Origin of the sequence: Nocardia sp. NPDC046473, from assembly GCF_040645995.1 — a bacterium.
Classification (GTDB): Bacteria; Actinomycetota; Actinomycetes; order Mycobacteriales; family Mycobacteriaceae; genus Nocardia.
In genome coordinates this window covers 57,719-75,654 of the sequence record NZ_JBEYZJ010000003.1, presented here as the reverse complement: position 1 = coordinate 75,654, position 17,936 = coordinate 57,719, and the positions used below count along the sequence as shown (strand labels likewise).

Here is a 17,936-nt window from a genome sequence, read left to right as displayed (position 1 = left end):
ACGGCACGCCGATCGAACCCGCCGGGCCGGGAATCTCGTTGGTGTACGGGCCGTCGTCGGACCCACTTCCGCAACACCATCCGTCGTCAGCGCACACTCGGGTCTGCTGTCGGCAGACACAGCGACAGCTGAGGGTCCGGCGGGGATAGACCTGATCCATGATCGAAACATCGCACCTGGACTACCGGGGACAACTAGCCGACAGATTGTTCCGCCATCGGACGATCCAACTGACCGGTGAGGTCGACGACGCGATGGCGGAGCGGGCCTGCAGCGAACTGGTGCTGCTGGCCAGCGAGGACGACAAGCGCGACATCGTCCTCTACATCAATTCGCCGGGCGGGTCGGTGCTCGCCGGGCTCGCCATCTACGACACGATGAAGCTGATCCCGAACGACGTGGCGACCGTTGCCGTCGGATTCGCCGCCAGCATGGGGCAGGTGCTGCTGGCCTCGGGCACCAAGGGCAAGCGAATCAGCTTGGCGCACAGCCGGATCATGATGCATCAGCCGTCCGCGGGCATCGGCGGCACCGCGATGGACATCGCGATCCAGGCGGAGAACCTGGAGTACATGAAGCTGCAGTCGGAGCAGATCCTGGCCGCGGAGACCGGGCATTCGCTGGAGGAGATCCGTTCGGACAGCGACCGTGATCGCTGGTTCACGCCGGAACAGGCGCGCGAATACGGCATCGTCGACGAGATCGCCGCCAACTTCGCGCAGATCGCACCATTCACCAATGCACACCGAGCGGGGTTGTGACCATGTCTCAGTACACGATTCCCAATGTCATCGAACGGACCCCGAACGGCGAGCGCTCGTTCGACGTCTTCAGCCGGTTGCTCAACGATCGAATCATCTTCCTGGGCACCGAGATCGACGACGGCGTGGCGAATGTGGTGATGGCGCAACTGTGGCACCTGGAGTCGGAGTCGCCGGATCGCGAGATCAGCCTCTACATCAACTCCCCCGGCGGCTCGAACACGGCGATGCTGGCCATCTACGACACCATGCAGTACCTGCGGACGCCAATCGAGACCTATGCCATGGGTCAGGCGGTGTCGGCCGCGGCGGTGCTGTTGTCGGCGGGCACGGCCGGGCGCCGTTACGTCCTCAACCACTCCCGCGTGCTGCTGCATCAGCCGTCGGCGCAGGGGCAGGGCACCATCTCAGACCTGGCGCTGCAAGCGGCGGAGGTGATGCGGATCCGCTCGCAGACCGAGGCGATCCTCAGCAAACACACTGGTCAGAGCATCGAGCAGTTACGCAAGGACACCGCCCGCGATCGGGTCTTCACCGCGCAGGAAGCCGTGGAGTACGGCCTGGCCGACGAGCTGATCTTCACCCGCGACCACTGACGATCAGGCCGCAAGCAGTTCGACGCGCGCCTCGGAGACCGGGCGGTTGAGATGCCGCAGCGCGCCCAGTCTCCGAGCGCCGCGAAAGAGCAGCGTTTCGATGCGCAGCCCGAGCGCCCCGCAGATCGAGTGCAGCATCTCCGAGGAGGCTTCCTTGCGTCCACGCTCGATCTCGGACAGGTACTGCTTGGACATGCCGACCTCGGTCGCGACCTCGGCCAGCGTGCGGTCCTGATCCTGGCGCTCGTCGCGCAGCACTTCGCCATAGACGGCCCGCAGCAGCGGCGACGCGGCATCGACCGGATCCCGGCGCGGCTCAGGCGCAGCGACCCTGCGGCGCGGTTGGCCGCGGCGGTGCGCATCGAGATCGACTACGACGCCATCCTCTTCTGCTGCCATATCGACGAGTCTTGCACCTGGCCGAGCCGATCCGGCCGATGTTCGCCCACGGCAGACAACTACGCCGCAACGAGCGTCAGCCGGGCGGCGCAGGTGCGCAGCAAGTTCGAGGAGGGTGGGTCGTGCACGGCGATCCGGCCGGTGGTCCGCAATGCCGCGCGACCGACTCGTTTCGCGCTGGAGGTGGCCAGTCTGCCGGTTGTCTGGTCGAAGTCGAGGTGGACGCCGTCTATCCGGTGCCGGGCGCGCAGTCGTAGGTCAGGCGCCGTTGCTGTCGATGTACTCGATGCCGGTGATGATGTCCGGATCGATCACGATCAGCTGGCCGTCCAACCCGACCTCCGGCTGCAGGTGCGGCTGGTAGTGCGCGAGCTCCTGCTGGTCGGTGACGGTGTCGGCGACGCCGGTGATGATCACGCAGCGGCCGAGGTTGGTCTGGTGATCGATGGTGTCGACCTCGTAGGCGACGACCTGTCGGTGCAACGTGCGGATCATGGCCGGGTCGGCGGCGATCACGATGCAGCCGTCGACGACCGTGTGCCGGACAGGACGGATCGCGGGTAAAGCATGCCGCGAGAACGCGATACGGCCGAAGCGGACGGTGTGGAGCAGGTCCAGGGAGTCCTCTACCGACAGCTCACGCGTCTCGCTTGCGCGGTTGGCGGGCATGTCCCCATTGTCCCACCTGTTTCGGGTCGTTTCGGGGCATGGACACCCGATGGCGAAAATTGCCCGAGTATCCGTAAAATTGAGGATTGCCTGGAGTCCCGAAGGGTGGCTCGAGTGTGGCGTCGAGCCACTTATCGATCGAGGAGGACTGCATGCCATATTCCGCGCGGCGCGGCTACACGGGCAACCCGACGCGCATCCGCCTGCCGCACCGATCCGCCGCGGTGCCGCTCGAAAAGCCGGGCAGCAGTACCGAATTCGCCGATGCCAGCGACCGGCTGGTCCGCCACCTGTTCGACGTCGGGCTGCAACTGCACCATGTACTCGACGACCTCGACCCAGTCGCCCAACCCCAGGTCCGCGCGACCGTCACCGCACTCGTCGAAGATCTCGACATGCTGATCCGCGACACCGGCCTGGCCATGCTCGCCCTCGCCAGTGAACGCCAGGGCGCCACCTCCGCCGACGGCCAGGTCCCGCGAGCCCGCCTCCGCCGCCGCTGACCTGAGGTCGGCAGTTACCGCTGCCGGACTGCGTACGTCAGGTGGGTCACCCGCTGCGTCGGTTGCGCGCGGACCGGCTCCAGAGCCACCCGGCTCGCGTCCACGCCCTCGAACAGGCCGATTCCGGAGCCGAACAGCACGGGCGCGAGCGCGATCGAGAACTCGTCGACCAGGCCCGCGTTCACGTACTCCAGGATCGTCGCGCCGCCACCCGCGACGCGGACGTCTCGGTCGCCTGCGGTCGCGCGAGCCTGGTCGAGTGCCGTCTCGATGCCGTCGTTGACGAAATGGAAGGTGGTGCCGCCAGGCCGTTCCCAGGGATCACGCTTCTCGTGCGTCACGACGAAGACCGGCGTGCGGAACGGTGCTTCGTCGGGCCACATCTGCTCGCCGGCGTCGAACATACGCTTGCCCATGACGCTCGCGCCGGTGCGCTCGAACGTCTCCCGCACGATGTCGTTGTCGAGCCCTTCCTCGCCGCCCGCGCCGAGCTTCAGGTTCTCCCGGAAGAACCGCTGCGGGAATACCCACTGCTGCAGTTCCATCCACTGTTGGCCCATCAGTTCCCCGGCGGTCTCGGGGGCGATGAAACCGTCCAGCGACATCGACACGCTGAAGAAAACCTTCCCGGCCATCAGCTCGCCGCCCCCTTCCGGACCATCTCGGTGACGTAGGCAGCGAGGTTGTTCAGCGTCTGCTTGCCGCCCTCGATCGCGTGGTATTTCTCGGCCGCCTCGTCGCGCAGTTCCTTGGTGGGGAACAGGGTGCGCATCTCGATCCGGGTCGCCGCGCCGTCGGGCGCGAACGTCAAGACCGACTCGAAGGCGTTCGGGTCGGCGCGGAACTCGCCGTGCCGCAGCGCGATTCGCGCCGGCGGGGTGATCTCGGTCCAGGAGATCCACTCCTGGTAGTCGGTCCCGTCCGGGCCGTGCATCACGAAGTCCCACGCACCGCCGACGCGGAAGTCGAACGCCCGAGTGGTGGTGGTGAATCCGTTCGGTCCCCACCAGTGCGACAGGTGCCGGACTTCGGTGAACGCCTCGAACACCAGCTCCCGTGGGGCACTGATGACCCGGGTGATCACGATCTCGCGGTCGGCGGTGTCGACGCCCGCCGTTGCCATTTCTGCCGAACCCATCGGAGTTTCCCTTCGTGTGTCTTCTTGTGTGGTGCTTGGTCTTTGGTGTGTTCCGCAGCCATCGGTCAATCTCGTTGCCTTGCTTGCTCGAGGTCCTGCACGTACGTGTCCAGCCGATCGAAGCTCTCGTTCCAGAACCGCTCGAACCCGCCGGTCCACTCGTGCACCGGTCGCAGCCCGCGACCGTCGAGGCCGTACACGCGCTGCTTGCCCACCTTGCGGTCCCGCACCAACCCGACCTCCCGTAGCACCCGCAGGTGTTTGGACGCCCCCGGCTGAGTCATCCCCAGCGCCTGGGCCAGCTCGGTCACCGGTCGCTCACCCGCCCGCAACAGCACCAGGATCTCCCGGCGCTGCGGCTCGGCGATCGCGTTGAAAACATCCGACGTCGTCGCTGCTCGTGCCATGCCTTGATCATATTCCCATATCGGCATGCGTCAAGTCGTCAACGATCTCGAAGGGGGAACACGGCGCTGATCAGGCTTGGGGACTTCGAATAGGCCGCTCGCTGACCAAGTTGGCCAGCCGATCTGCATAGGGGCAGTGAATTTTCCGATAGGTCGTGGTGGCGAGGAACGTCCTCAGGGGGAATTCCGGGGTTGTCCCTGATGTGGCTGTCCGCTGGCGCGCGCACGATGGGACTTGTTGCGGGAGCTAATCGCAGGGGAGGCTCGGATGGCGGATTCTCAAACCTCTGGTGCAGGGCCGGACGTGGTGTGGCGCCCAGGCGCGGTATGGCACGGGGCCATGGCATTCGTGCCGATGTGGCCGTGGCTTGCGTCCCTCGCTGCCGCCGCGACCGTCGATCTGGTGATCGGCGGCGCCCGCCACTTCGACTTTCACGGCATCAACGGGTTCAGCACCACCAACTACGGATGGCTCGCGTTCACCTTGGTCGGCGGCGGTGGGTTCGCCTGGCGGCTGGCGCACACACCGCTGACGCCGCTGCGGACACTGCGACCGCTGGTCGCGGCGGCGCTGTCGTACGGGCTGTGCTTCGCCGCGGTCACGATCACCGCGCTGGTATTCCTACCCGGCCAGAGCCTGGGCGAGACCCTCACCACCGACGCGCCAGGGCGGGCATTGGCGGTCGGCGTGGTGGTGCTCGCTTTCGGAGTGCTCGCGGAGCTGCTCCGGGCAGCCGCCCGCTCCCGCAAGTCGAGGTGCTGAATCTGTCCCCAGCGCCGAGACAGGCTTGGGTGGTTTGCAGGTCATCGGCGATACCCGTACGGTGACCCGCATTCCCGATGCCGGACACCTCGTCGCCCGAGACCAACCGGTGGCGCTGGCCGAAACCATTGCCGCGCGCCACCGAGTGGACCCACGCCTCGAATCTCAGATGCGGTCTGCGGCAATGAGCAGATAGTGGAAGCTGCCCTCCCGATAGGCGGTGAGGAAGGCCTTCTCGATGCCGGTGGCCACCGAGGAACGTTCGCGCAATTCCCAGTAGGGGATTGTTGCGGCGGTCAGGTCGGTGACGGCGATCGGTGCCAGACCGTTGGCGGCCATCGCCTTGAAGTACTCGCTGCGCGGATGGATATTGCAGATGTAGTGCTGGTCGATCTGGCTGACCGCGCGGGAGCGGCCGCCGGTGAGATCGTTGTAGCAGCCGGTGATACAGACGTAGCGACCGCCGTGCTGGAGCAGCCTGGCGAATTCGCTGTAGAGTTGCTGCAGGTCGACATACATGGTGGTCTCATTGGTCCAGATCGCCCGCACGGACCCGGCGTCGAACCCGGTGTCGAGCATATTGCGGAAGTGGAAGCGGACCTGTTTGCCCACACCGCGTTGTGCGGCTTGGGTATTCGCGAAGTTGACCTGGGATTCGGAAATCGAGACGCCGTCGACCTGGCAGCCGAAACGCTGGTTGACCATGAAGCTGGTGCCGCCGCGGCCGGAGCCTGCGTCGAGCACTCGGTCCGCGGCATCGATGGCGCCGAGATGCTCGAGCAGCACATCGGCCTGCGCCGTCTCGAGGCGATGCATTTCGGCGATGATCGCCGAATCGCGTTCCGCGGCAGGCATAGTCAGCACATCGGGGGAGTAGTCGCCGATGCCGTAGTGGTGGTGGTAGAGCCCGTCCACCTCGCCGAGCTTGATGTTGACCGGGTCCTTCTCCCTGTTCCAATACTCGGCGATCGACTGCTGGTACGCGCTGCGCAGTACCGGTTCGGCCTGCGGGGTGGGCGGTTCGGTGATGGTCATGGTTTCACTCCCTCGGGTTGTCGGATCTCCGCTGGATGTGCTGCTGTTACGGAGCTGGTGTCGATGGCCGTGATGCGAATCGCCATCGCGCGCAGCGCATTACTCGCCGACGGTGGCAGCGGCCGAGCGTCGAGAGCGGCAAGCGCGAGGTCGCGACGGCCCGCGATCATCCGCCCGATCTCGGTCGCGGCCCCGGTCGCTGCGATGATGGCGCGGCAATGCGCCGCCGCCTTCTCGTCGAGTTCCGGGTTACCGAGCAGCGCACGCAACTGCGCTGCCTGCGCCGCGTCCGCGCGGGCGAAGGCGATGGCGATCAGGGCCGAATGTTTGCCGTCACGTAGATCGTCGGCGCTGGACTTGCCGGAGACAGCGGGGTCGCCGAAGACGCCGAGCAGGTCGTCGCGGAGTTGGAAGGCCTCACCGAGCGGGCTGGCGTACGCGAGCAGCGCCGCGTGAACCTCCGGCGCGGCGTCGGCGAGCGCGGCACCGAGTTGCAGTGGGCGTTGGCAGGTGTAGGCGACGGTCTTGTAGCGGATGATCTGCAACGCGCGGTCGAGGTCGGCGTCGGGGTGCCCGGTGGCGAGCAGGTCCAGGTATTGCCCGTACTGGACGTCGCCGCGCATGGCGTCGAGCACTGACAGCGCGGCTGTCAGCATGCGGGGCGTCAGTCCCGCGGTGTGCAGCAGTTCGCCGGACCAGATGAAGGCGAGGTCGCCGAGCAGGATGGCCGCGTGCTCGCCGAAACAATCGGCATCGGAACGGGTTTGGTGGCGTACAGCCAGCGCACGGTGCGCCGTCGGCCGATCACGGCGGGTGTCGCTGCTGTCGATGATGTCGTCGTGGATGAGAACTGCCGCGTGGAACATCTCCAGTGCGCCCGCGGCCCGCAGGACCGATTCGGGGATGTCCGGACTGCCGCCCGCGGCCAGCCAGCCGAGGACACAGAGCAGCGGCCGGATGCGTTTGCCGCCTGCGGACAGGAATTCCCGCACGGCCTCGGCCAGGTCCACCGGCAGGCGGGTCGCGGTGGCGGCGCGCGCCTTGGCGGCGACGAAGTCGGCCAGCATGGTGTCGATCTGTCGCCGGATAGATACCAGATCTGCCGGCGGCGAAGAGGTGGTGGAAGCGTTCACGCGCTTGCCCTTTCGGTTGCGGATCCGGTGCGATCCGGCCCGGTCTCGGTCGCCGATCGTGCGGCATGGAGCAAGGCTTCGATGCTGGTGAGCTTCACTCGCGGGCGCCCGTGTCGCCGGCCCGCGGCGCGCTCCGCGGCGTCGATGGCCTGCCAGGCCGCGTGGTCGATGGCGTCCGGCTGCCGTTCGGCGAGCAACTCGGTCAGCGATTCCCGGCTGCGCGCGGGTTCGGCCAGTGATCCGTCGGCGAAATCCGCGAGCAACCGGTCGACGGTTTCCTGTGCACAGGTTCGATTCGTGCCGATCACGCCGACCGGGCCGCGTTTGATCCAACCGGTCACGTAAACCCCTGCCATCGGCCGCTGTTCGGCGCTCAGCACGCGTCCCCGATCGTTCGGAATCACCCCGCGCCGCTCGTCGAACGGCAAACCGGGCAGTGCGACGCCGCACGAACCTATCGATCGCAAGACGAGTGAGGTGCCGACCGTCTCGGTGCGGTCGGTCGTTCGCGCCACCAATTCGCCATCGCGCGAGACGATCTCGGTGTGGGCGAGCTCGATCGACTCGACCCGATCGGTGCCGTGTACGGCGACGGGCGTGACGAGGTAGCGCAGCCGAATGTGTTTGCGTCCGAGGATCGGGAGTGGGGCGGTGCGCGAGTACTGCTGGGCCAGCTTCAGTTTCAGCTGCAACGACGGATCTGCGCCCGGATCGTCGGCCAGTGCCTGGCTGTGCGGGTCGAGCATGAGTTCGCATTCGTTGATCAGCACATCGGCCCCGGGCAGGTAGGCGAGCCCGAGGAACTCCGGGCCGGTGTACGCCGCCTGCACGGGCCCGCGCCGCCCGAGCACCACCACCTCTCGAATCTTGCTGTCCTGCAACGCCGCGATCGCGTAGTCGGCCATATCGGTGCGGGCCAGATCGCGGGGCTCCGCGGCGAGCATGCGGGCGACGTCGAGCGCCACATTGCCGTTGCCGACGAGCACGGCGCGTTCCCCGGACAGGTCGAAGCTGTGCTCGGAGTAGCCGGGATGGCCGTTGTACCAGCCGACGAACTCGGTCGCCGAATGGCAGCCGGGCAGGTCCTCGCCGGGCACGCCGAGCCGCCGGTCCGCCGCGGCGCCGACCGCGACGATGACCGCATGATGATGTTCGAGCAACTCGGCGACCGAAATATGCTCGCCCACCGAGGTATTCAGGTAGCAACGGAGCGCCGTCAGCGTCTGTGCGAAGGTGTCGGTTACGGATCTGGTATCCGGATGGTCCGGCGCCACCCCGGCGCGCACCAGACCCCATGGTGTGGGCAGCTTTTCGAGCATGGTGATCTCGACGTCGGCGCGCGCCAGCAGTTCCGCGGCGGCGTAGCACCCGGCTGGGCCGGACCCGACAATGGCGACCCGCAGCGGCGGATGTCCCTTCGGCAGGCGCTGCGGGGCGGGCAGTGGACTGGTGACATCGGCCTGCAGCGGATACCTGCGGAAGTAGGCGGCATTGATGTCGGTGAACCGAGCGGGCAGGCCGACCAGATCCTCATCGGGCGAGATCGCGTCCACCGGGCAGACATCGACACAGGCGCCACAGTCGATACATGAGGCCGGGTCGATGTACAGCATCTCGGCGCGCGCGAATTCCGGCTGATCCGGCGTCGGCCTGATGCAGTCGACCGGACACTCGGGGATGCAGCTCGCGTCGTTGCAACACTGTTGCGTGATCACATGGGCCATGGCTGCTCCTCGGATTCGGCCGCCTCGGCCAGCGTCATCGCTTCCGCAAGCAGGGCATCGACGATCTGGTTCTCGGGGACCGTGCGGATGACGCGACCTTTGACGTAGATCTGGCCCTTGCCGTTGCCGGACGACACGCCGAGGTCGGCTTCTTTGGATTCGCCGGGCCCGTTGACGATGCAGCCCATCACCGCGACGCGCAGCGGATGCGGGAAGCCTTGGAACGCCGCCTCCACCCGCTTCGCCAACTGGTGGATGTCGACCTGGAGCCGCCCGCAGCCCGGGCAGGAGACGATTTCCAGGCTGCGTGGCCGCAGCCCGAGTGCCTGCAGGATCTGATTGCCCGCCTTCACCTGTTCGACCGGCGGGGCGGACAGCGAGACGCGGATGGTGTCGCCGATCCCCTCGGCGAGCAGTACGCCGAACGCGACCGCTGATTTCACGGTGCCCTGCAGCACCGGGCCCGCCTCGGTGACGCCGAGGTGCAGCGGATAGTCGCAGCGCTCGGCGAGCAGCCGGTTGGCGGTGATCATCGTCAGCGGATCGTGGTGTTTCACCGCGATTTTCAGGTCGGTGAAGCCGTGCTCCTCGAACAGCGCCGCCTCCAGCAAAGCCGACTCGACCAGTGCCTCAGGGGTGGGGGACCCGTATTTCGCCAGCATCCGGCGATCCAGCGAGCCCGCGTTGACACCGACGCGGATCGGCACCGAGGCCGCCATCGCGGCCCTGGCGATGTCGCCGACGCGATCGTCGAACTGCTTGATATTGCCGGGATTTACCCGCACGGCCGCGCAGCCGGCGTCCAGGGCGGCGAAGACGTAACGGGATTGGAAGTGGATGTCCGCGATGACCGGCAGCGGCGACCTGGCCGCGATGGCGGCCAGCGCATCGGCATCCTCCTGGGTCGGCACCGCGACCCGGACGATGTCGCAGCCCGCCGCGGTGACCTCGGCGATCTGCTGCAGCGTCGCGTCGACGTCGGCCGTGCGGGTGGTCGTCATGGTCTGCACCGAGATCGGTGCGCCGCCGCCGACCGGTACCGTGCCGACGGTGAGCCTGCGGGTGTGGCGGCGGGGCAATCCGGGCGGCGGAGCGGATCGGTCTAGCTCACTGGTGGTCACTGGACTACCTCCTGAGGTGGTTCGCGTGGCGCAGCGCGGTTTCCGTGATGCCTGTGGCGGAAAGCCCTGCGGCGATGAGGATCTCGGCGCGCTTGCCGTGTCCGAGGAAGCGCTGCGGCAGGCCCATGGTGGTCACGGGCAGGTCGATGGCGGCATCGCCGAGCGCGCGGGTGAGGTGGGCGCCGATGCCGCCGTGCCGGATGTTGTCCTCGACGGTGATCACATGCTCGTATTCGGCGGCGAGCTCGAGCAGCTCCGTGGGTACCGGCAGTGGCCAGCGTGGGTCGACCACCGTGACACCGATGCCGCTGTCGGTCAGGTTCCGCGCCGCCGCAACGCATTCCGCGGCTATCGGCCCGATCGGCACCAGCAGGAGCTGGGGCGCTCCGCAGCGGTACAGCAGATCAAGGCTGCCGACCCGATCGATGGCGGCGATGGCGGCGTCGACGGAGGCCTTCGGAAAACGCAGTGCGGTCGGCCCCGCCGTGTGCGCCACGGCCTCATCGAGCATCACCCGCAGCTGAACCGCGTCCCGCGGCACGCCTACCCGTAGTTCAGGAACGGTGCCGAGCAGGGTGAGATCCCACATGCCGTGGTGGCTCGGACCGTCCGGGCCGGTGATGCCCGACCGATCCAGCACGAAGGTGACCGGCAGTCTGTGCAGCGCGACGTCGAGCAGCAGCTGGTCGAAGGCGCGGTTGAGGAAGGTCGAATACAGGGCGACCACGGGGTGCAGGCCCGCCATCGCCAAGCCCGCGGCGCTGGCCACCGCGTGCTGCTCGGCGATGCCGACGTCGAAGCAGCGGTCCGGATAGCGCTCGGCGAACCGGGTCAGGCCGGTCGGGCCCGGCATCGCCGCGGTGATCGCCACGACGTCACCGCGCCTGGCGCCGAGGTCGACGAGCTCGCCTGCGAAGATGTCGGTCCACGAGGCGGTCGGCGAACCTGGCTTGGGGACAACGGGTTTCGGGCTCGCCGTGTGCATCCGTTCAGGATCGGCGCAGGCCGGTCCGTAGCCCTTGCCCTTGACGGTGACCGCGTGCACCACGACCGGCCTGCCCAGGCTCTTGGCTTGGCGCAGTGCGGTTTCCAGTGCGCCGACGTCATGGCCGTCGAACGGCCCGAGGTAGGCCAGCCCGAGCTGTTCGAACACGGTCGGGTTCGCGGGGCGCGACCACGACGCAGTGCGCGAATCCCGGCCGACCGTCCCGCGCAACTGCGCCAGGTGCGCCGCGATGGCGCCGAAGGTCGGCGAGTAGGAGTGGCCGTTGTCGTTGAGGACCACGATGACCGGCCGGTGCTGGGCCGCGCCGATGTTGTTGAGCGCCTCGTAGGCCAGGCCGCCGGTGAGCGCGCCGTCGCCGACGACGGCGACCACGGCGCGATCCCGGCAGTCGGTCAGCGCGCGGGCTTTGGCGATACCGTCGGCATAGGCGAGTGCCGTTGACGCGTGGCTATTTTCGATGACGTCATGGACAGACTCGGCCCGATTCGGATACCCGGACAGCCCGCCGGGCTGCCGCAGGCTGGTGGCGAACGCGTGCCCGCGGCCGGTCAGGATCTTGTGCACGTAGGACTGGTGTCCGGTGTCGAACAGCAAGGTATCGCGCGGCGAACAGAACACCCGGTGCAGCGCGATGGTCAGCTCGACGACAGCGAGATTGGGGCCGAGGTGGCCGCCGGTCGTCAGGACGGTGCCGATGATCAGCTCGCGGATCTCGGCGGCCAGCGCGGCCAGGCGGTCCCTCGGCAGCGCCCGGAGGTCGTCCGGACCGGACAGCCCGGCGAGCAGTGTCTCAGGTAAAGGCAAGGGGGACTTCATGATCGGCGCCTGACGGGAGTCGGTGGTGCGAAGGACACATCCTCCACGGTGGTGACGCACTCCTCGACCGTGATCGGTCCCCAGCAACGCAGCGCCGCGATCACCGCGTCGACCAGGACCGCGGGCGCCGAGGCGCCCGCGGAGAGACCGATGATCGTGGCGGGCGCGATCCAGGCGGGCTGGATGGCGGAGGCGTCTTCGACGAGATGCGCCGGGGTACCGTGCCGTTCGGCGACCTCGACCATGCGCTGGGAGTTGGACGAGTTCGTCGAACCGACAACGAGGACCACGTCGCTGCGCGCGGCGACCTGCTCCACGGCATATTGGCGGTTGGTACTCGCGTAACAGATGTCGGCGCTACCGGGTCCGCGTAACAGTGGAAAGCGTTGGCGCAGCGCCGCTATCGTCGCCTCGGTCTCCTCGACCGACAGTGTCGTCTGAGTGAGGAACGAGACCTTGGACTCGTCCGCGACCCGCAGCGCGGCGGCCTCGGCGGGATCATCGATGACGACGGTTGCCTCCGGCGCCTCGCCGCGGGTGCCCTCCACCTCCTCGTGGCCCGCGTGTCCGACCAGCACCACCGTGTCGCCGCGGGCGGCGAAACGCCGAGCCTCCGAATGCACCTTGGTGACCAGCGGACAGGTGGCGTCGACGGTGGTGAGCCCGCGGTCCCGAGCCTGCTCGCGCACCTCGGGCGAGACACCATGTGCGGAGAACACCACTGTCGCGCCGGCCGGGACCTCGTCCAGTTCCTCGACGAACACCGCACCGCGGGCCGCCAGATCGTCCACCACGTACCTGTTGTGCACGATCTGCTTGCGCACGTACACCGGCTCGCTGCGGCCCGGCGCCGCGAGTAGCCGTTCCACCGTGTCGATGGCTCGTTCGACGCCCGCGCAGAACGAGCGCGGCGAGGCCAGCAGTACCGTCCTCGGGCGGTTCCGGCCGGCGTCTTCGGTGGTGGCCATGCGATCCTCCGCTCGTTCAGCGGGTGCAGTGCACGGGCGTGCGGCTGCTCGGGGGTGTGGTGGCAGTGACGGTTTCGTCGACCGGATCGACCGGCCCGGGTGGCGGCGCGGCGGCAGGACGGGGCGGGCCGCCGCCGCGCCGCAGAGCGTCCACGATGCGGGCGGACGCCGTTCCCAGCCCGGTGGGTCCGGGTGGGATCGAGGAGGGAAGACCGGTCATGGCTCAACCCTTCGGGGCCGCGACATTGGCGTTTTCCATGATCCCGATGGCATCGGGGACCAACACCGCGACCGAGTAGTAGGCGGTTACCAGGTATTCGATGAGGGCGCGATCGTCGACGCCCATGAATCGGACGTTCAGGCTCGGCTCGAATTCGTCGGGGATACCGATCTGGTGCAGCCCGATCACGCCCTGGTCCTTTTCGCCGGTGCGCATGGCGATGATCGAGGAGGTCTGCCGCTCGCTGATCGGGATCTTCGAGCACGGGAACATCGGTATCCCGCGCCAGGCCAGCACATTGTGTCCCTCGACCGAGGTCATGCCCGGCGTCAGACCGCGGTGGTTGCATTCGCGCAGGAACGCGGCGATCGCCTTGGGATGGGCGAGGATCAGTTTGGTGTTGCGGCGCATGGAGATCAGGTCGTCCATGTCGTCGGGGGTCGGTGGGCCGGAGTGGGTGGAGAATCGCTGGTCATAGTCGGTGTTGTGCAGCAGGCCGAAGTCCCTGTTGTTCAACAGTTCCCACTCCTGCTCCTCGCGCATCTCCTCGATGGTGAGCCGCAGTTGGTGTTCGATCTGATTCATCGGCTCGTTGTAGAGATCGGCGACCCTGGTGTGTACCCGCAGCACGGTTTGGGTCAGCGAGAGTTCGTATTCGCGGGGACTCAGCTCGTAGTCGACATAGGTCGAGGGCACCACGGGTTCGCCCTGATGGCCTGCGACCAGGGCTATCTCGGCCTCACCCTTCGAATTGACCCGCCGGCTCGACTCGTTCACGACCTTGCGCAGGTGCTCGCGCAACTCGGGTGAGCTGTCGAGCAGCTCGAGGAATGAATCCCATTGCAGCACAAGGATTGTGCCCGCCGTGCAGGCGCGCGCGCTGGCGGTCCACAGCGGATCCGCCTGCATCAGCGCCTCGTCGCCGAGGTGGTCGCCGTCGGTCAGCACGCCGAGCAATTCCTGCTCGCCGTACTCGCCGGTGGTGATGCGATCGAGGCGGCCGTGCGCGAGGATGAACACCTCGCGGACCGGATGTCCCTCCTCGACCAGCAGGTCGCCCGGCTGGAAGTCTCTGGGGGAGAACCGATTTGCCAATTCCGTCAGTACGTCGTTGTCCTTGAAACCGTGCAGGACGGGGATCTCCGCCAGCGACTCCGGGATGATCCGCACATTGTCGGCGCCGTTCTGGACGAACGACACGCGACCGCGGCCGCGGCGCCAGGAAAGCCTGCGGTTGACCCGATAGGTCCCGCCGGAGGCCTGTACCCAGGGCAGCTGACGTAACAGCCAGCGCGAGGTGATGCCTGCCATCTGCGGCGGAGTCTTGGTGGTGGTGGCCAAGTTTCGGGCGGCGGCGGTGCTGAGCGACATTTGCTTGGTCACTTCGGCAGGGCCTTCGGCAAGTCGAGAGGTTTCGGAGTCTCGCGTAACAGTCATGGCGATGCCCTCTTTGCTGGGGGTGGAATACGGATGCGATGCGACCCGTCGCTTTCGCGGCTTTCAGGTCGGGTTCCGAGAATATGAATTCGACTTCCTGATCTATGGTATGCCCTGATCGGATGTCTCGTAAACCTTTATCTACCAATGTTTTTCGGCGAAAGAATGCTCGGAAAATGGGCGCGATCAATTACGTCACACGCTGCTCGGAATCAATATTCCGCGCGTGACGGTAAATGCTCCGACATTACTGACCGAGTCGAAGCATGCAGCGGCTTGAGCGTTTGTGATACGGCAGATTTGACCGGAGCATGGCGGCGCTTTCACGCACCGCGGGTACCAACCTCCCTTATGGTGTCGCCGTTGCCCCGTCGACCCGTGGAGGATCGGTATCGTCAGTGATACCGCGGATTGGTGTTATGCCATTCGAATCCGCCGCCCAGCCAAGCCTGCAACCCGTGCAGGAACAGTTGGAGTTCTGGCGACGGTACCGCGCGCAGCTCGTCGTGGCCCGCTCGGAAGTCGCGGACGATCCTGTTGTGCAGGTCGACGGTGATCTCGGTCGCGCGCTCGATCGAGCAGTTCCGCTCGGCCGCTATCAGCAGCACCATGTTGCAGACCGGCACCTCGTCGGCGGCGTCTTTTGCTACCGACATGAGGTCGTTGACGAGGACCGCGGCGGTGCCGGCCCGGATTGCCGCACGGCGCACTCGCGGCTCGTAGAACAGGTTGGCAGGCAGTTCGTATCCGCCGACCACATCGATCAGTGTCATCGAGGTGTAGAAGCTGTCGTGCTGGCGTGCCCCGAGGTATTCCCAGGCGGTGGGTAGGTCGCCGGTGTGCCGCCAGGTGGCGTAGGCGGTCCAGGCCACGAACATCGAGAAGGTGGAGTAGCAGACGCGCTGGATCTGGGCTGGGGTCGCGTGCCTGTGCAGGTGGTCGACGGCCGAACCCAGGGTGCGAAGTACCAGGTCGGATTGCAGCGCGCGCTCGAGCGGCGGGGTGAATTCACCTGCGGGTGGCAGCGGGTCCATGGCGGCCATCGCCAGGGCCAGTCTGGGGGACAGTAGTTCGGGTACCGCGCCGAGGGCGGTGTCGTCGGCGTAGTAGTCGTCGGCCGCCCACCATCCGGTATTCAGTTGAGCGGCCAGCAGCAGCAGGTCCGGGTCGTTGCTCTGGGAATGGGTGAGCATCATCAAGCTGCCGAAGCCGACCGCGCGGAGATGGTCGATCTCGTCGGGGGAGAAGCCGACGTCGAGAGCCCATGCGGCCAGGCGCTGCTCGACCTCTGCGGCGAGCGCTACGTCGTTTCGTTCCGGCGCAGGGCAATACAGCGGCGGGGCGGAGCCGTCGCCCCACTGTCTTTCCAGATAGGGCGGGGCGGGTGTGGGTAGACCTGGTGCGCGGGCCGCGGCGGTACCCACCCCGGTCGGCGCTGTCAGCACACGCTGTAATGCGTTCGTAGCTAATGCGTTTGTCGGTTGAGCGGGTGGTGGTGTGGATAGGTCGGAAGCCAGCGTCTCCATGATGTGCATTTCCCCTCGGTCAGCGCTGCCGTGGGATGTCGGCTCGGCGCTCGACGATGATACGAATGCCGCGAACCCGCTGTGGTCGGGTCGGGGCGATCGCAATGGTGGATTCTTTTGGCTGTAGCGAATACCGGCGCACAACGCACTGTGGAAGCCGTTGCGTGTGTGATGATCTCGGGAACGATCCCGACGAACGATCTGATCAAGGTACGCCCATGAGTAGTTTATAGCCATCGGCTATTCTGCGTAAACCCGTACTTCGCAGTAAGGTTCGCAGTTCGGATCCGATGGTTGATGTCGGCTTGCTGTGTGATGTCCGGGTTGTCGAAATTCGTTGTGTGCGAGGGAAATTGACTCGAACTCCTTTCGCTATTGCTGTCGAATTGCTGTTAATCTCTGTGGTGCTTGGTATTTCGCGCTCGTGTTGTTATTGCGAGCGGTCGACAGAAACGACGGCGCTGTCCGCCGGGGGCCGAGACGACGCTCCTCGACCGGTGGGCGGGATCGGGGGTCGACGGAGGACAGGCCGGGGTGTTACGACGGGGGTGTGAATCCGATCGGACCGCTCGGCGCTGCCGACGAAGGTTTTAATCATCAGATCGTCGATACCGTTGCTACGGTCGGCACCAGTGACTTGGCGTGGACCGAGAAGGTGTGTGCGATGGCTTGCGCGCCGGATGGGTCGGTGCAGCTCGGGTTCGGGTTGGGGCAGTACAAGAATCGCAATGTGCTCGACGGGTACGCGGGGGTTTCGCGCGGGGTCGAGCAGGTGACGGTACGGGGGAGTCGGACGTTGCTGCCGACGCCGGAGGTTTTGTCGGTGGGGCCGATCGAGTACGAGATCGTGGAGCCGCTGCGGAAGATTCGCTTCAGCTTGGCGGAAAACGATTGTCAGCCGGTGGCTTTCGAGTGGACGTTCGAGGCGGCGTTGCCCGCGCAGCTCGAGGATCGCACGCACATGCGGCGAGGGTATCGGGTGATGTCGGATCTGGTGCGCTATCACCAGATCGGTACCGCCAGGGGGTGGGTCAGCATCGATGGGGTGCGGACCACGTTCGACGACTGGGTGTCGACCAGAGATCACTCGTGGGGTGTGCGGTACGACGTCGGCGTGCCGCTCGGTGATGTGGAGTCGATGGATCTGCCGCCGGAGGTGTCGTTCCGGATGATTTGGGCGCCGATTCTGATGACTCGGGCGGACGGGTCACGATACGGACTGCACCTGCACTACCAAATCGTGCAGATGGACGGGTTTTTCAGCAAGACGGTGATGGGCGGGGTCGAGCATGCGGACGGTCGGTTCGAGAAGTGGCAGGACCTGGTGCCTGACCTGTCCTTCGACCCGGACAACCGGCGGCTGCTCGGTGGTGAGCTCCGTGCGACGACGGAAGACGGCACCGAGCGAGTGCTGAAGGTGGAGACCTTGTCGGACACCGGGTTTCATCTCGGTGCCGGGCTCTACTTCGGATTCGAAGGGCGGCACCACGGTTCATGGCTCGGGCCGGGGCTGCACGTGGACGGCGAGCGGATCGAGGACTGCTCCACCTACGAATCCGCTCGCCGCCTACATCAGATCCGCGACACCGTGGTCCGGGTAACCGATTCCACCGGTGCGACCGGCATCGGCAACTGTCAGCCGATCATCACCGGTGGCGACGAATCCCTCGGGTTGACCAAGGAGACATCGTTCATGTGACTCCCGGACCGGGGC

General features: G+C 66.6%; 20 protein-coding genes. 6 read left to right on the top strand and 14 right to left on the bottom strand.

What is annotated here, in order from left to right; translation table 11 throughout:
- Positions 1–158 precede the first annotated feature (158 nt).
- Together ABZ942_RS10380 and ABZ942_RS10375 are read left to right on the top strand one after the other, a co-directional pair.
- Complete coding sequence (locus tag ABZ942_RS10380) at positions 159–761, top strand: ATP-dependent Clp protease proteolytic subunit (protein WP_357380468.1); 603 nt, start codon at positions 159–161, stop codon at positions 759–761.
- A 2-nt stretch (positions 762–763) separates the two neighbouring features.
- Positions 764–1,357 carry an ATP-dependent Clp protease proteolytic subunit gene (locus tag ABZ942_RS10375; RefSeq protein ID WP_357380467.1) on the top strand — a complete coding sequence of 198 codons (594 nt, stop codon included), beginning with the start codon at positions 764–766 and terminating at the stop codon, positions 1,355–1,357.
- 3 nt (positions 1,358–1,360) lie between these two features.
- Here the strand turns inward: ABZ942_RS10375 and ABZ942_RS10370 are convergent, their stop codons facing one another.
- The gene (locus tag ABZ942_RS10370) at positions 1,361–1,756 is read right to left on the bottom strand and encodes a helix-turn-helix transcriptional regulator (protein ID WP_357380466.1); all 396 of its coding nucleotides are present in this window, start codon (positions 1,754–1,756) and stop codon (positions 1,361–1,363) included.
- Positions 1,757–1,767: 11 nt separating this feature from the next.
- On the opposite strand from ABZ942_RS10370, the gene ABZ942_RS10365 reads away from it, so the two are divergent.
- Positions 1,768–2,013: a hypothetical protein gene (locus ABZ942_RS10365; protein WP_357380465.1), complete on the top strand. Its 246-nt coding sequence runs from the start codon at positions 1,768–1,770 to the stop codon at positions 2,011–2,013.
- 1 nt (position 2,014) lies between these two features.
- Here ABZ942_RS10365 and ABZ942_RS10360 read toward each other — a convergent pair whose 3' ends face one another.
- A complete protein-coding gene (locus ABZ942_RS10360; RefSeq protein ID WP_357380464.1) occupies positions 2,015–2,425 on the bottom strand; it encodes a pyridoxamine 5'-phosphate oxidase family protein in 411 nt (136 codons plus the stop codon).
- A gap of 152 nt (positions 2,426–2,577) precedes the next feature.
- On the opposite strand from ABZ942_RS10360, the gene ABZ942_RS10355 reads away from it, so the two are divergent.
- The gene (locus ABZ942_RS10355; RefSeq protein WP_357380463.1) at positions 2,578–2,928 is read left to right on the top strand and encodes a hypothetical protein; all 351 of its coding nucleotides are present in this window, start codon (positions 2,578–2,580) and stop codon (positions 2,926–2,928) included.
- Between the two features lie 14 nt (positions 2,929–2,942).
- Here the strand turns inward: ABZ942_RS10355 and ABZ942_RS10350 are convergent, their stop codons facing one another.
- The 3 genes from ABZ942_RS10350 to ABZ942_RS10340 all read right to left on the bottom strand — a co-directional run bounded on the left by ABZ942_RS10350 (position 2,943) and on the right by ABZ942_RS10340 (position 4,473).
- Entirely contained in the window at positions 2,943–3,563 is a 621-nt protein-coding gene (locus ABZ942_RS10350; protein ID WP_357380462.1) for a dihydrofolate reductase family protein, read from the bottom strand.
- On the bottom strand, positions 3,563–4,066 hold the full coding sequence (locus ABZ942_RS10345; protein WP_357380461.1) for an SRPBCC family protein: 504 nt from the start codon (positions 4,064–4,066) through the stop codon (positions 3,563–3,565). Before ABZ942_RS10345 ends, ABZ942_RS10350 begins: the two co-directional genes overlap by 1 nt.
- Before the next feature lie 65 nt (positions 4,067–4,131).
- Complete coding sequence (locus ABZ942_RS10340; RefSeq protein WP_357380460.1) at positions 4,132–4,473, bottom strand: metalloregulator ArsR/SmtB family transcription factor; 342 nt, start codon at positions 4,471–4,473, stop codon at positions 4,132–4,134.
- Between the two features lie 268 nt (positions 4,474–4,741).
- On the opposite strand from ABZ942_RS10340, the gene ABZ942_RS10335 reads away from it, so the two are divergent.
- Entirely contained in the window at positions 4,742–5,236 is a 495-nt protein-coding gene (locus tag ABZ942_RS10335; RefSeq protein ID WP_357380459.1) for a hypothetical protein, read from the top strand.
- A 165-nt stretch (positions 5,237–5,401) separates the two neighbouring features.
- On the opposite strand, the gene ABZ942_RS10330 is transcribed toward ABZ942_RS10335, so the two are convergent.
- The 9 genes from ABZ942_RS10330 to ABZ942_RS10290 all read right to left on the bottom strand — a co-directional run bounded on the left by ABZ942_RS10330 (position 5,402) and on the right by ABZ942_RS10290 (position 16,141).
- A complete protein-coding gene (locus tag ABZ942_RS10330) occupies positions 5,402–6,271 on the bottom strand; it encodes a geranyl diphosphate 2-C-methyltransferase (RefSeq protein WP_357380458.1) in 870 nt (289 codons plus the stop codon).
- Entirely contained in the window at positions 6,268–7,404 is a 1,137-nt protein-coding gene (locus tag ABZ942_RS10325; protein WP_357380457.1) for a polyprenyl synthetase family protein, read from the bottom strand. The genes ABZ942_RS10330 and ABZ942_RS10325 overlap by 4 nt, the downstream gene beginning before the upstream one ends.
- Positions 7,401–9,128, bottom strand: a complete 1,728-nt coding sequence (locus ABZ942_RS10320; RefSeq protein ID WP_357380456.1) for an FAD-dependent oxidoreductase — start codon at positions 9,126–9,128, stop codon at positions 7,401–7,403. Before ABZ942_RS10320 ends, ABZ942_RS10325 begins: the two co-directional genes overlap by 4 nt.
- Positions 9,116–10,249 carry a flavodoxin-dependent (E)-4-hydroxy-3-methylbut-2-enyl-diphosphate synthase gene (ispG, locus tag ABZ942_RS10315; protein ID WP_357380455.1) on the bottom strand — a complete coding sequence of 378 codons (1,134 nt, stop codon included), beginning with the start codon at positions 10,247–10,249 and terminating at the stop codon, positions 9,116–9,118. The genes ABZ942_RS10320 and ispG overlap by 13 nt, the downstream gene beginning before the upstream one ends.
- A gap of 4 nt (positions 10,250–10,253) precedes the next feature.
- Positions 10,254–12,071, bottom strand: coding sequence for a 1-deoxy-D-xylulose-5-phosphate synthase (locus ABZ942_RS10310; RefSeq protein ID WP_357380454.1), 1,818 nt, complete (start codon positions 12,069–12,071; stop codon positions 10,254–10,256).
- Positions 12,068–13,039: a 4-hydroxy-3-methylbut-2-enyl diphosphate reductase gene (gene ispH / locus ABZ942_RS10305; protein ID WP_357380453.1), complete on the bottom strand. Its 972-nt coding sequence runs from the start codon at positions 13,037–13,039 to the stop codon at positions 12,068–12,070. Before ispH ends, ABZ942_RS10310 begins: the two co-directional genes overlap by 4 nt.
- 16 nt (positions 13,040–13,055) lie before the next feature.
- Complete coding sequence (locus ABZ942_RS10300; RefSeq protein WP_357380452.1) at positions 13,056–13,259, bottom strand: hypothetical protein; 204 nt, start codon at positions 13,257–13,259, stop codon at positions 13,056–13,058.
- A gap of 3 nt (positions 13,260–13,262) precedes the next feature.
- Positions 13,263–14,630: a family 2B encapsulin nanocompartment shell protein gene (locus ABZ942_RS10295; RefSeq protein ID WP_357381829.1), complete on the bottom strand. Its 1,368-nt coding sequence runs from the start codon at positions 14,628–14,630 to the stop codon at positions 13,263–13,265.
- 461 nt (positions 14,631–15,091) lie between these two features.
- Complete coding sequence (locus ABZ942_RS10290; protein WP_357380451.1) at positions 15,092–16,141, bottom strand: family 2 encapsulin nanocompartment cargo protein terpene cyclase; 1,050 nt, start codon at positions 16,139–16,141, stop codon at positions 15,092–15,094.
- A 631-nt stretch (positions 16,142–16,772) separates the two neighbouring features.
- Between ABZ942_RS10290 and ABZ942_RS10285 the strand changes: the two genes are divergently transcribed.
- Positions 16,773–17,921 carry a hypothetical protein gene (locus ABZ942_RS10285; RefSeq protein WP_357380450.1) on the top strand — a complete coding sequence of 383 codons (1,149 nt, stop codon included), beginning with the start codon at positions 16,773–16,775 and terminating at the stop codon, positions 17,919–17,921.
- Positions 17,922–17,936 lie beyond the last annotated feature (15 nt).